Here is a 14,402-nt window from a genome sequence, read left to right on the forward strand (position 1 = left end):
ATGTTATGAATTGGAAAGGCATTTTATTAACAATTACAGTGGTTCTCATGTCAGGATCGACCTTCGCTCAGGCAAATATACTCAATGCGAAGAAACCTGAAGAAATTGGAGTGAAAACCGACGAACATATTGAATCGGACAACGACGAGCCACTACCATACGGATATGTGGACGATAGGGATATCTTATGGTCTAAAACCGTTTGGGAAAGAATAGACCTTGATGAGCGTATCAATTTTCCACTCTATTATCCTATCGATACGATCGATATAGGAAAAGACAGAAGGTCGTTGTACGATGTGCTTGTGAAGCATATCAAGAACGGAACCCTGGAAGATGTTTATGTGGATTCCTATTTTACCGAAAAACGTAAGTTTAGCGATTTGAAAGCTACTTTAGCCAAGGTGGATACCACCGATTTGGGTTATGAGCAGGTCAATGCCGGAGAGCAGGTTTCCTTAGAGTATATTAACAGAAGGGAAATTACAGCTGCTGATATTGAAGAGTGGCGTATTAAAGGAGTATGGTATTTCGACAAACGTCAAGGGGAATTAAAATACCGTTTGCTTGGATTGGCACCGGTAGCTCCGGATGTTAACTTTATCGATACTGAGCATTCAGACCTTGTTCCGCTTTTTTGGGTTTGGTTCCCAAGTGCAAGAGATATACTTCACAAAGCCAAAGCTTTTAATGACAGAAATTCATCAAGTCCTATATCGTTCGACCAATTGTTGAATGCGAGGCGCTTTAACGCTATTGTTTATAAGGAGGAGAATGTACAAGGTGATAGATCCATTAAGGATTACATTCCTGATAATGCTTTGTTCCAACTTTTAGAAGGAGAAAAGCTAAAAGAGCAAATAAGGAGCAAAGAGCAGGATATGTGGGCTTATTAAAACGAGACATTCCAATTCAGACATAACATAAGATTAAGAGGCCGTCTAAAAATATTAGGCGGTCTTTTTGTTTTTTGGCAATCTGCTTTTAAATTGGAGCTATTTTGAGTTATTTTTATCCCTGCCTGCCGGCAGGCAGGTGTGGCTAGGGATTCCGTAGTATTTTCTTATGTTTTTATCGTCAGCCTAGATTTTTTGGCTTGGTTTATCCTGAGCGTAGCCGAAGGGTTTTTTTCATCAATGAATTGCACAGCAATCATGAACACCTACAAAACAATAAAAAGAGGTGGATAAAAAAATGAACAGATAAAATTTATTTAGGATTGAATAGGTTGTGAGCCATAGACTCAAATATTCTTGTGAAAAGGCGCTTTTTTATTTAGAAGTCGGGATTACTTCTTATTACTGTTGTTGGTCACAAAACACTATTTTTGTGCTATGATAGATTATATTGTGGTTGGCGTAGGCCTGGGTGGTATTGCTTTTTGTGAGCAATTGGAGCAACATGGAAAGTCTTATTTGGTGTTTGACGACGATTCTCAGCAATCTTCTAATGTTGCTGGAGGAATGTACAATCCGGTTATTTTAAAGCGATTTACGCCTGTGTGGAGAGCCACAGAACAATTGGAGGTCTTAATACCTTTCTACAGTGCATTGGAAGATAAACTTTCTCAAAAATTCAATTATAAATTGCCGGTGTTGCGCAGGTTTGTTTCTGTTGAAGAACAAAATATGTGGTTTGAAGCATCAGATAAACCACGATTAAAACCCTACCTTTCTACGAATATGGTCAGAAATACAAACAAACACATTGATGCTCCATTGGGCTATGGGGAAGTATTGCATACCGGACGAATGGATACTGATCTGTTGCAGCGTTCCTATAAAAAACATTTGATAGTTAAAGGCAAACTTCAGCAAGAACGCTTCGATTATGAATCCTTGGAGGTTGCAGAAAGTTCAATAACATATCAAGGCATAACTGCTCGGAACATTGTTTTTTGTGAAGGTTTTGGATTGAAAAAGAACCCGTTTTTCGATTACTTACCCCTTAACGGAACCAAAGGAGAACTTTTATTGATCAAAGCGCCAAAGCTTCAACTCGATGTAGTGGTTAAATCTTCAGTGTTTATTATTCCGCTGGGAGACCATCTGTATAAAGTTGGGGCTACCTACAAATGGAAAGATAAAACCAATACGCCCACTGAAGCTTCAAAACAAGAATTGCTGGAGAAACTCGAAACCTTCCTGAAATGTGATTATGAAGTGGTGGGGCACCTTGCCGGAATACGTCCAACAGTTGCGGACCGTAGACCTTTGGTCGGACAGCATCCAAAACATAAATCTATGTATGTTTTAAACGGACTTGGAAGTCGTGGGGTGATGATAGCTCCTTATGTAGCCAAGCAACTCTTCAAAAATATTGAAAATAAAACCCCTTTGGAAAAGGAAATTGATATTGATCGTTATAAAAAACAGTTTTAAACCTCAGGCTTTCGCTGAACAGCATTGGAATCGTATTTGAAAAAAAAATTGATCCAAATATTTCTTGATAAACGCATAATCACAGGCATAAAAACCACCAATGCACCAATAATGGTAATGAAAGCTGTACTAAGTGTAGAGCCTATGATCAAATAGGAAATAATAAAGGCAGCAATGGCAAAAGCAGTCCCAACTGCATAACTTACATACATGGCGCCATAAAAAAACGACGGCTCGATCTTGTACTTCGTATGACAATGTGAACAATGCTCATGCATATGGATGGTCTCGGAAGGATCATACATGTTTTTACTTACATACATGCTTTCCTCATGACATTTGGGACAACTTCCTGTTAAAATGCTGTATAGTTTGCTTCCTTTTTTTAACATTTGCAAAAAATCAATTATCTCAGGGCTGGCCCACGAGGTATTCAAACAAATAAACCTTATCCTTTGCGATGTAAAAGCATCGGGTAATAAGACCCACTTAGTGGGATTTAAACAAAAATACTATATTTTGATTGAGTTCAATAGGTATAGGTAACAATAATTACAAAAGATGCTCAACGTCCACAATCTTTCCATATCCTTTGGAGGAGAATATTTATTTGAAGAAATTGCCTTTAGGCTGAATGCAGGTGATCGCGTAGGTCTTATCGGTAAAAATGGTGCGGGAAAATCAACCATGTTGAAGTTGCTTTCCAAAGAAATGGAACCCGATTCCGGAGTGATAGCAACAGATAAGGAAGTGCAGATCGGTTTCTTGAAACAGGATATTGATTTTATTCCAGGAAGAACAGTGCTCGATGAAGCCTATCAGGCCTTTGAAGAGATCAAAGCCATGGAGTTACAGCTAGATGAAGTGAACCAACAACTGGCAGAGCGAACCGATTATGAAAGTGAGAGTTACAATCAATTGATGATCGATTTGAGTGACCTCACCCATCGCTACGAAATTATCGGGGGTTATAATTACCAGGGAAAAACTGAGCGGGTGCTTTTGGGGCTCGGATTCAAAAGAGAGGATTTTGATAAACTTACCGATACCTTCTCCGGAGGTTGGCGTATGCGTATAGAGTTGGCCAAACTTTTACTTCAGGACAACGATGTTTTATTGCTCGATGAGCCTACCAACCACTTAGATATCGAATCCATTATTTGGTTGGAGCAATTTCTGAAGGCCTATAGCGGGGTAGTGGTGATCGTTTCCCACGATAAAATGTTTTTGGACAATGTAACCAACAGGACCATTGAGATTTCCTTAGGAAAGGCTTACGACTACAACAAACCCTATTCTGCTTACCTTGAATTGAGAGCTGAAATGCGGGAGTTGCAAATGAACGCTCGAAAAAATCAGGATAAACAAATACAACAGACCGAAAAACTGATAGAAAAGTTTAGGGCAAAAGCCTCAAAAGCCTCGATGGCACAATCACTTATCAAGAAATTGGACAAGGTAGATCGTATTGAAGTAGACGAAGAGGACAATGCCGTGATGAATGTTCGCTTCCCGCTGTCGGTTCAACCCGGAAAAGTGGTAATCGAAGCTGAGGATGTAGGAAAAAGTTATGACGATAAAGAGGTATTGAAGGATGTGAACCTCCTGATCGAGCGAAATAGCAAAACTGCTTTCGTAGGACAAAACGGACAAGGAAAAACGACTTTGGCAAAGATTATCGTAGGGGAACTTTCCCATACAGGGAAACTAAAACTGGGGCACAACGTACAATTGGGGTATTTTGCCCAAAACCAGGCGGAATACTTAGATGGTGAAAAAACCATTCTCGACACTATGTTGGATGAAGCTATGGATGGCAATCGCCCGAAAGTAAGGGATATGCTGGGGTCATTTTTGTTTAGGGGAGACGATGTGGAAAAGAAAGTAAAAGTGCTTTCCGGAGGAGAAAGAAACCGATTGGCACTTTGCAAGATGTTGTTGCACCCGTTTAATGTGCTCGTGATGGATGAGCCTACCAACCACCTTGATATCAAATCTAAAAACGTATTGAAGGAAGCACTAAAGAACTTTGAAGGGACGATGATTCTGGTTTCTCACGACCGTGATTTTCTACAAGACCTAACGGATAGGGTTTTTGAGTTCCGAGATAAGAAGATAAAGGAATATCTCGGGGATATCAATTCATATCTTGAAGAACGGGAAGTAGAGAGCTTCAGGGAGGTAGAAAAACAAACTGAAAAAACAGCGACTCCGGTCGAAAAGAAAAAGAATGCAGTAAAATTATCTTTTGAAGAACAAAAAGAACTGAAATCATTAAAGAACAGGATCAGTAAACTCGAAACAGCAGTTTCCGACCTTGAAAAAGAAATAACAGATATCGATGCCAAATTGGCTGTAAACTATGATGAATTAAGTGCTCAGCCTGATTTTTTTGATAACTACAATAAGAAAAAAGAACTACTGGAAAAACAAACTGAAGAGTGGTATGGACTAACAGAACAGCTTCAAAACTTTGAATAAACCATGCATTTCGTCGAAAAAAAATGTATTTCGTGGATTTTTTCATTACCTTAGAAGTAATTTAGTGGTAAAGCTAAATCATTTAGAGAATGTTTTATGTTCCACTTAAAATTGTTCCATATTTAGTTAGTTTGTTTGATTAATTTACAGAGTGTTAGCAAAATTTTGCTAACACTCTTTTTTTATTGAGGATCCTTCAGATGTTACTTCTTTTGGATATTCTGAATTTAGAATTCGTCAAAATTGTAGGAGATATCAGTATATTTAAGAAATATTTAACCTTTTAACACTCGTGATATAGATAGTTTTGCGGTTTACTGACTGATATACATACATGAGAAAAATTCTGCTTGGCGTTTTAGGATTATTGTTAATTGTTTTTGCGATATTCTTCGCTAAATATCTTATTGAAAACAAAGACAAACCAACGGGGAATGTGCAAAAGGTTGTAAAGACTGTTTTTGTAGATACCGTGGAAAATAAGGATGTTCCTATTGTTATCAAAAACAATGGGAATTTAATGGCCAAACACCGAATAGAACTTTATTCTGAAGTTCAGGGAGTTTTCCTGAGGAGCAGTAAGCTTTTTAAAGAAGGACAAAAATATTCAAAGGGAAGTGTGCTTCTTAGAATGGATGGTGCAGAATTTGGTGCTTCAGTACAGTCACAAAAAAGTAATCTGGTTAATTTAATTACTTCTATAATGCCCGATCTTCGGTTGGACTATCCGGAGGCCTACCCAAAATGGCAAGCATACTTGAATAATTTTGATATGAAAAAAGCTACGCCTCCTCTACCGGAATCAACTTCGGCTCAGGTAAATAATTTTATTATCGGCAGGGGCATCAACACGGCTTATTACAATGTAAAGAACTTGGAAGAGCGTCTTCGGAAATATACCATTGTGGCTCCTTTTAATGGAGTGCTCACTGAGGCTTTGGTAAACGAAGGGACCTTGGTGAGAAACGGCCAAAAAATGGGAGAATTTATCGATCCGAGTGTTTATGAAATGGAAGTGGCTATCAATAAATCATACAGCCGTTTTTTAAGTGTAGGCAAAGCGGTGACACTTTCCAATTTGGAACACACTCAACAATGGAAAGGGAAAGTGAGCCGAATCAATGGAAAAGTGGATCAAGCGACACAAACCGTTAAGATTTTTATTGAAGCCCAAGGTGAAGGAATGAAAGAAGGAATGTATTTGGAAGCAAGCTTGATAGCAAAAGATGAAGCAGACGCTATAAAAATAGACCGCTCGCTAATGGTCGACGGAACACATGTTTATGCCGTAAAAGACACAGTGCTTCAATTGGTGGAAGCAACACCGGTTTTTTATTCTGATAAGGAAGTGGTGCTAAAAGGGATTGAAAACGGTACAAAAATCATCACCAAGCCGGTGCCGGGTGCTTTTCCGGGGATGGTGGTCAAGGTAGCTGAAACAGACACTAAAAGTGTGATCAGTAATACAAAACAGGCAGTAGAATGAGAAAGATACTGTCCTATTTTATAAAATATGATGTTGCGGTCAATGTTATCATTATCGCCTTTGCCATCTTTGGTATTTTTGGAGCACTTAACCTGAAATCTTCTTTCTTCCCGCTGGTAGAATCGAGAACAATCAACATCAATGTTGCCTATCCCGGTGCGGCTCCGCAAGAGATTGAAGAAGGGATTATCATAAAGATTGAGGACAACCTGAAAGGCATTGAAGGGATCGATAGGGTAACTTCAACTTCAAGGGAGAATGGGGGTTCTATCACCGTAGAGATCTTAATGGGTTATGACATCGACTTCATGTTGCTTGAAGTAAAGAATGCTGTGGACAGGGTGCCCACTTTTCCTTCGGGAATGGAACCTCTTGTCGTGGGAAAACAAGAAGCCATCAGGGAAACCATCAGTTTTTCGGTAAATGGCAAAGGTGTAGCCTTGGCCACCCTGAAAAAGATCGCCAGGGATGTTGAGAACGATATGCGACGTTTTGATGGGATATCACAAATAGAAATAACCGGATATCCGGCAGAAGAAATAGAAATAGCAGTCAGGGAATTGGATTTACTGGCGTATAATTTGACTTTTGCTGAAGTGGCTTCGGCGGTTTCCCAATCCAATCTGTTGGTCACCGGAGGAAATATTAAAACGGACAGTGAAGACTACCTGATCAGGGCAAACAACCGTTCGTATTATGGAGACGAACTGAACAATATCGTGGTGAAGGCATTACCAAACGGAACTTCGGTTCGATTACGCGATGTGGCCGAAATACGCGATCGTTTTGAAGAAAACCCAAACGCTTCCTATTTCAATGGGAATTTGGGCGTAAACATTACCATCAGCAATACAAATAGTGAAGATTTGATCTCTACAGCAGAGGTCGTGAACGACTACATCGATGAATTCAACAGTAAATATAACAATGTAAAACTGGATGTGGTAAACGATTCGTCCATTCGGTTAAAACAGCGAACCAATCTACTGGCAAAGAACGCATGGCAGGGAATTTTGTTGGTACTTATCTTTTTGTCGTTGTTCCTCAATTCGCGATTGGCATTTTGGGTGGCCTTTGGCTTGCCTATTTCCTTCCTCGGACTTTTTATTTTTGGCGGTATGTTTGGTGTGACCATCAACGTATTGTCCTTGTTCGGAATGATTATCGTAATCGGTATTTTGGTAGATGACGGAATTGTAATTGCCGAGAATATCTATCAACATTACGAAAGAGGAGCTACTCCAATTAAAGCAGCCATAAATGGTACTTTGGAGGTAATCCCGCCTATTGTTTCGGCAATTATAACAACCATATTGGCATTTTCAACCTTCTTGTTTTTGGATAGTAGGATCGGTGAATTTTTTAGTGAAGTGGCCACTGTAGTGATTATAACGCTTTCAGTTTCACTTGTAGAGGCTTTAATTATCCTCCCGGCACATATTGCACATTCCAAAGCTTTGGTAAAGGAAACCAAAGAAGAAAAAGCAAACCGATCGACCATGCAACGTTTCTTTGCCAAAATGCGGGAAGTAAATAAGTATGGGGATATAGTGATGGACTATTTGAGGGATAAGGTATACAGTCCGGCGCTCAAATTCTGTTTGCGTTATCAATTGTTGTCTTTTGGGATAGCGGCCATGCTTTTCATTATTACGATTGGAGCCATTGGAGGAGGTATTATCCGGACAACACTTTTTCCGAATGTTGCCAGTGATCGTGTTTCGGTAGAGTTGTTAATGCCGGAAGGAACAAATCCGAAGGTGACAGACTCTATCATTACCATGGTAGAAGAAAACGCTTGGAAAGTCAATGAAAAATATACTGCAAAACAAACAGGGAATAAACCTGTAATCCAGAATATAATAAAGCGGGTTGGCCCCGGAACAAATAAAGCTTCGTTAAACATCAATATGCTGCCGGGGGAAGAACGGGATTTTGCATCGAGTTTGATTACCAATAACCTGCGGGACACTGTAGGCGAAGTTTATGGTGTAGAACGACTCACCTTTGGTTCGGGAGGAAATTTTGGTGGAAAACCGGTTTCCGTATCCCTTTTGGGGAATAACCGTGAAGAACTGAAACAAGCCAAAGAATTCTTAAAAGAACGCCTCAAAGCAAACCCTTTGTTGAAAGATGTCATCGATTCTGATCCGCAGGGAATAAAAGAGATTTTGATCGAATTGAAAGAGAGTGCCTATTCGCTTGGTTTGGACCTTAGAACGGTGATGGATCAGGTGCGAAGCGGGTTTTTTGGGCGTCAAGCACAGCGCTTTCAGCGTGGACAGGATGAAATACGTGTTTGGGTACGTTATGACAGATCCGACCGGGGATCTATAAATGACCTTGACGAAATGCGTATCGTGACCCCCACGGGAGATCGGGTGCCACTTAGTGAAATTGCCACCTATAGAATTGAAAGAGGGGATGAATCAATTGCCCATTTGGAAGGTGTACGGGAAATTCGCGTAGAAGCCGACTTGAGTGATCCCCAAGCGAGTGCGACAGATATATTATTGGATATTCAAAATAATATTATGCCGGAGCTGCAATCGCATTATTCAACGGTGACCGCTTCTTATGAAGGACAAAACAGGGAAGCCCAAAGACTGTCGGATTCCGCCACAAAGGTGTTCCCGATCATTATTTTCCTGATCTATGCCGTAATTGCATTTACATTCCGAAGTTATGGTCAACCGTTCTTGTTGCTCCTCATGATCCCATTCAGTTTGATTGGGGTGGCCTGGGGACATTACCTACTTGGATTCCCTATCAACGTACTTTCCATGCTGGGAATTATCGCTCTGATCGGTATTATGGTAAACGATGGATTGGTACTCATTGGTAAATTCAACGGATATTTAACCGAAGGAAAGAGCTATGCAGAATCCATCCTTTTAGCTGGAAAATCAAGGTTTAGGGCTATTTTCCTGACTTCATTGACCACCATAGCCGGATTGGCACCACTTTTATTGGAAAAGAGCAGACAAGCACAATTCTTAAAACCAATGGCCATCTCTATATCATTCGGTATTGGGATTGCCACCTTTTTGACCCTGTTGATGCTACCAACTTTACTCTCGATGAGCAATAGGATAAAAGTAACGGTAAAATGGTTAAAAACCGGGCAAATGGTAAAACCAAGAGAAGTAGAAAGAGCAGTTAAAGAACTAAAGGCTGAAAAGCATGAACTATAGTAGATTAGGGTTTTTATTGATATTTTTAATGGTGCATGCCTGTGTGTTTTCACAGGAATTACTTACCAAAGATGGGGCCGTTTCATTTACGCTGGATAACAATTTGGGAGTAAAAATCGCCAATAATGAAGCTGAAATCGCTGAAAACAATGCCGGGGTTTTAAATTCCGGTTATTTACCGAGGCTTACGGGAAATGCAGGTGCCAATTTCAATAGAGAAAATACCGAAGGAACACAAGCCAATGGCGATGTGCGATCGGCTGAAGGAGTGGAAACCAAACGATATAATGCTTCCCTGGATCTGAACTACACCTTGTTTGATGGTTTAGGAAGGCACTACAATTACAAAGCCCTGAAAGAGCAATCCAATTTAAGTGAATTGCAAGTCAGGGAAACCATAGAAAATACGATTCTTCAATTGTTCAGCGTGTATTATGAAGTGGCAAGGCTCACCGAAAACACAGCCAATTTGAAACAAGCTTTGGAGATTTCTAAAGATAGGTTACAACGTGCTCAATATCAATTTGAATATGGGCAAAACACAGGTTTGGATGTTTTGAATGCCGAAGTGGATGTCAATACAGACAGCATCAATTTATTACAAGCACAACAAACCCTGAGAAACACAAAACGCGACCTTAACCTGATAATGAACAGGGATTTGTCTGTGGATTTTGAAGTGGATACCACCGTGAATTTTGTTCCGAATTTGCTAATGGAAGATGTACTGAGACGCGCCAAAGAAAATAATGTGGTCTTGTTGCAGGCTGAAAAAGGCTTGTTGATCAACGATTATTCATATAAGGCAGCCAAAGGTGGCTTTTTACCTACGATTGGTCTGACAGGGTCTTATGGCTGGAACAAATCGGAGAATGGAAATCCGCTGGCCTTTACTACTGAGAGTACCACAACGGGGCTTTCTGCCGGACTTAATCTCTCGTGGAACCTTTTTGACGGGGGAACCAACATTACACAGGTGAAAAATGCTAAAATACGCTACAAAAATCAAGAGCTGCAAAAAAAACAGGTAGCCTTATCTGTAGAGCGTGATATACGAAATGCTTGGGAAACCTATGAAAATGCTTTGTTTATTTTGGAAGCACAGGAAAAGAATGTGGTTACCGGGAAAAACAACTTCAATAGGACAGAGGAGCGATATAAATTTGGTACGGCCACTTCCTTAGAGTTCAGACAGGCGCAAATCAATTTGTTGAACGCTGTCTTAGAACGGAATCGAGCAAAATACACAGCAAAACTAGCCGAATTACAAGCTCTACAAGTAAGTGGGCAACTACTGAATGTTGATTTTTAGCTTCATTTCACTAAAACTGTCAAATGAGTTTTTCTTTGATATCTAAACTCCGTATTAAAAGAGAGTCCGGGATTCCCCGAAAGGGGAGAACAAGCTGCTCCCCTCCCTTGGTTGGGGGAGGACTTTTGACAAAATGGGAGATTTTATTGCTTCAACCTATTAATTTCATTTTTCAATTCTGAAATGGAATTTTGTATCTGAACCAATGTGGCGTCTCCTGGATTCTTGTCGATCTCAAAACTCAATTTACTGCTTACCTGCCAAAGTTCTTGAATTTGAAATGTATCGATCGTGATAGGAGGGTATTCCGGATTAAGGGAAATGAGGGAAAGTTTTTCTTCATGATCGTGTTTTTGCACTTTTTTCACCAAGACACTGTCGTGCATCACAACTACACAAATAGAATGGTTGTCGAGCATGTCGATGCTCTCTACCGCCTTGCCCAAAACCCATTCTTTGGGGTGCAGACTTGGCAGCATACTATCGCCTTCAACCTGAAAACCGCGATAAGTAGCGTTTCTGTATTCGGGAAGTGGGAGATTGAAAGCAGGCAATTCCTCATACCAATCCAAATCCTGAACATTATGCGGATAACCGGCTGCTGCTTTAACGTTCACCAATACAATCGCATCGTTGTTATCGGGGTCTACCGTCAAAACTTTTGGAGCGGTGTTTACTGAAGTGTCTATACGTTTCTGATTGCTTTTTCCGTAAAGCCATAGCGGATTCACTTTGAATTGATCCATCAAAGCGGCTACAACACTCCCCGAGATCTTGGATTTTCCCCGTTCAATATCAGCAGTGGAATTCTTAACCCCCAAGGCTTCGGCAAAGCTTTGCTGGGTATGGTTCAGGGTTTCCCTTAGCTCTTTAAAACGGATTACTTCAATAGACAAATCAGATTTCATATGGTAAAAATAAAAAATATTTTGGATTATTTCCTTTTTATTGGAAAAATTCCATATATTTGAATCGAACAATTCATATAATAACACTAAGGTAAGCAAAGTTATGGAACGTCGGACATTAAATTTTGGAATATTTCCAACAATGTTAAAGAAGGTGTTTCGTGATATGTTCACCAAAAGTAAAAAGGATAAAAAGATGAAAGCAATACTGATTTACGACGGTAGTTTTGCAGGGTTTTTATCGGCCGTGTACAAGGTTTTTGATGAAAATTTAAAGGAAGTTTCCATTGTAAAACCCAAACATTATGTTCCGGATATGTTTGTTGAACCCATTTATGTTGAATCGTCTGAAAAGTATGCAAAACGGGTATGGCATTCGTTGCAATTGAAGGTGACCAAACATGGTGCCAAGGAGTTGTACAAGGCATTTTTGAGCGAAATAAAGGGAACGGAAGATGTATTGCTTAAATATATTGTGTATGCGTATGCAAGCGAATCTTTTATCCATACGGATTTTTCCAATGTCAATGTGTTGCGTGTTTCCCAGGTTGCAAAAATGGTAACTCGGGAAATGCATCATATTCAGGACTATCTGGAATTTAAAGCTACTGATGAAGGGGTGTGGGTTGCAGCGATACAGTCTGGTTTTGACATATTGCCCTTGGTAGGGAACTATTTCAGAAGGAAATATCCCGATCAAAAATGGTTGATCTACGACCAAAAAAGATCATACGGGTTGTATTTTGATCTGCTGGGAGTCAAAAAAATACATTTAAACACCTCCGAAGAATCAGAGGTGCTTCAACTTACTTTTGGTAATAAAACCTTGTCCGTTGGCTTGTTTAATTCGTCATATGCAACCAAACACAAAAAAATAGACAAACCGGAAATGAACTACTAAGGCCTATATTTTCGGGAGCTCCCATCCGTTGTGGTAATTGGCTTTCAGTAATGCGTTGGCTTTGTCGTTGTTTTGGAACATTTCTTTTTCCTTGTCCCAATATATCTTTTCGCCGGTTTTGTATGCGATGTTTCCCATGTGGGCATTGATGGCGGCTATACTTCCGGTTTCTATTCCGCAATTCAGCTTTGTTGTATTCCCTTTTATGGCGTTTACAAAATTTGCCGCATGATCTTCCAAAGCGTTATTTTTTCCTTTTTGGAATGCAACTTTTTCTACTCTTGGTACTTGCTTGTCTTCTATATTGTCAGATTCCGGTATTACTTCCCAACCTTGTCTGTTAACAACTAATGTACCTTTGTTGCCGATAAAGGCGATACCTTCCGTTTTGCCATAATTTCCGCCATCTATACCGGTGGCGTGTTCCCATAACAAGTTAAAATCGTCGTACTCATAAACAGTTTGCAAGGTGTCCGGGGTTTCAGAAGCATCATCAGGATAAGCAAATTTCCCTCCTGAAGCGATAACGGATTTAGGAGCTTTTGCATTCATGGCATAGAGGGCGATATCAATTTCGTGAACACCCCAATCGGTCATCAAACCACCGGCATAATCCCAAAACCATCGGAAATTAAAATGAAAACGATTTTCATTAAAAGGCCTTGAAGGGGCTGGTCCCAGCCACATTTTGTAGTCGACACCTTTTGGTGGTTTAGAATTGGGCTTGACGGGTACAGGTTTCATCCATCCCTGGTAAGCCCAACATTTTACAAGACGGATCTTCCCTAGTTTTCCTGATCTTACATATTGAATGGCTTCATCGTATTGTGAACCGCTTCGCTGCCACTGTCCTACCTGAACAACCCTATGGTATCTTTTTGCAGCATCTACCATGACATTGCACTCTTCAATGCTGTTGGCAAGGGGTTTTTCTACATAAACATGCTTCCCAGCTTGACAAGCGTCTACTAAATTCAGGCAGTGCCAGTGATCGGGGGTGCCGATAATAATAGCATCAATATCTTTGTTTTCTAGAAGTTTTCGGTAGTCGGAGTACAGTTTTGGTGTTGTGTTCCGAAGTTCTTTAACATCGGCTGCTCTTTTGTTCAAGACATTTTCATCAACATCGGCCAAGGCTATACAATTTACTTCCGGCATTTTAAGGTGAGCTGACATATCGGCCCATCCCATGCCTTTACAACCTATGACCCCAAAATTTATTTGGTCACTTGGCTTTACTTTTCTTATGGAATTTACTAGGGTTTCGGCATGTAGATAATTTGAAAAGCCCAATCCGGCTGTTGCGAGTGCCGTATTTTGAATGAACTTTCTTCTCGATTTCTTAAGGTGTTTCATGTTTTAGGTAAGATTAATTAATGTTTTCATAAATGTATAAAAATAAAAGTGATGTTTGTGTGTCAAATCTTCATGTTATCGATTACATAATGTTAAAATCTTTTGCTTCTCAAACGTTATATTTCCCCTTTAACACCTGTTTTTTGATAAAATAATGTATTTAAATATGTTAAAAACGTATTTTTATTAACATAAAATTTGGAAAAACTGAATTTTTAAATATATTTGGGCAATCGATTACATTAAAAATTGATAAAATTACTAACCAATATTTGATGATCGATGAATAAATGAGGACCGCGATTGATGAAAGAGGAATTATATTCAGAATAAATTGTCAATATCCAAATGGCAAAAATGATCTAGAGTAGCTAGACACAGGA

At 39.7% G+C, this 14,402-nt stretch carries 10 protein-coding genes; 7 read left to right on the plus strand and 3 right to left on the minus strand.

Translation table 11 applies throughout. The features are described from left to right. Positions 1-5 precede the first annotated feature (5 nt). Together porN and OOZ15_RS08580 are read left to right on the plus strand one after the other, a co-directional pair. On the plus strand, positions 6-896 hold the full coding sequence (porN, locus tag OOZ15_RS08575) for a type IX secretion system ring subunit PorN/GldN (protein ID WP_265955823.1): 891 nt from the start codon (positions 6-8) through the stop codon (positions 894-896). Between the two features lie 438 nt (positions 897-1,334). Then, positions 1,335-2,381, plus strand: a complete 1,047-nt coding sequence (locus tag OOZ15_RS08580) for an NAD(P)/FAD-dependent oxidoreductase (RefSeq protein ID WP_265955824.1) — start codon at positions 1,335-1,337, stop codon at positions 2,379-2,381. On the opposite strand, the gene OOZ15_RS08585 is transcribed toward OOZ15_RS08580, so the two are convergent. Beyond that, the gene (locus OOZ15_RS08585; RefSeq protein WP_265955825.1) at positions 2,378-2,773 is read right to left on the minus strand and encodes a DUF983 domain-containing protein; all 396 of its coding nucleotides are present in this window, start codon (positions 2,771-2,773) and stop codon (positions 2,378-2,380) included. The genes OOZ15_RS08580 and OOZ15_RS08585 overlap by 4 nt on opposite strands. A gap of 169 nt (positions 2,774-2,942) precedes the next feature. Here OOZ15_RS08585 and abc-f point away from each other — a divergent pair, with 169 nt between their 5' ends. The 4 genes from abc-f to OOZ15_RS08605 all read left to right on the plus strand — a co-directional run bounded on the left by abc-f (position 2,943) and on the right by OOZ15_RS08605 (position 10,854). After that, the gene (gene abc-f / locus OOZ15_RS08590; protein ID WP_265955826.1) at positions 2,943-4,862 is read left to right on the plus strand and encodes a ribosomal protection-like ABC-F family protein; all 1,920 of its coding nucleotides are present in this window, start codon (positions 2,943-2,945) and stop codon (positions 4,860-4,862) included. A gap of 334 nt (positions 4,863-5,196) precedes the next feature. After that, entirely contained in the window at positions 5,197-6,348 is a 1,152-nt protein-coding gene (locus OOZ15_RS08595; RefSeq protein WP_265955828.1) for an efflux RND transporter periplasmic adaptor subunit, read from the plus strand. Continuing rightward, complete coding sequence (locus OOZ15_RS08600; RefSeq protein ID WP_265955829.1) at positions 6,345-9,542, plus strand: efflux RND transporter permease subunit; 3,198 nt, start codon at positions 6,345-6,347, stop codon at positions 9,540-9,542. Before OOZ15_RS08595 ends, OOZ15_RS08600 begins: the two co-directional genes overlap by 4 nt. Next, positions 9,532-10,854, plus strand: coding sequence for a TolC family protein (locus OOZ15_RS08605; RefSeq protein ID WP_265955831.1), 1,323 nt, complete (start codon positions 9,532-9,534; stop codon positions 10,852-10,854). The genes OOZ15_RS08600 and OOZ15_RS08605 overlap by 11 nt, the downstream gene beginning before the upstream one ends. Before the next feature lie 143 nt (positions 10,855-10,997). On the opposite strand, the gene OOZ15_RS08610 is transcribed toward OOZ15_RS08605, so the two are convergent. After that, the gene (locus tag OOZ15_RS08610) at positions 10,998-11,762 is read right to left on the minus strand and encodes a LexA family transcriptional regulator (protein WP_265955833.1); all 765 of its coding nucleotides are present in this window, start codon (positions 11,760-11,762) and stop codon (positions 10,998-11,000) included. 196 nt (positions 11,763-11,958) lie between these two features. Here OOZ15_RS08610 and OOZ15_RS08615 point away from each other — a divergent pair, with 196 nt between their 5' ends. Next, positions 11,959-12,663 carry a TIGR03915 family putative DNA repair protein gene (locus OOZ15_RS08615; RefSeq protein ID WP_265955835.1) on the plus strand — a complete coding sequence of 235 codons (705 nt, stop codon included), beginning with the start codon at positions 11,959-11,961 and terminating at the stop codon, positions 12,661-12,663. A gap of 3 nt (positions 12,664-12,666) precedes the next feature. Here the strand turns inward: OOZ15_RS08615 and OOZ15_RS08620 are convergent, their stop codons facing one another. Further along, positions 12,667-14,019, minus strand: coding sequence for a Gfo/Idh/MocA family protein (locus tag OOZ15_RS08620; protein WP_265955836.1), 1,353 nt, complete (start codon positions 14,017-14,019; stop codon positions 12,667-12,669). Positions 14,020-14,402 lie beyond the last annotated feature (383 nt).

The sequence above is a fragment of the Galbibacter kalidii genome, assembly GCF_026241135.1.
In the GTDB taxonomy this organism is placed as follows: domain Bacteria; phylum Bacteroidota; class Bacteroidia; order Flavobacteriales; family Flavobacteriaceae; genus Galbibacter.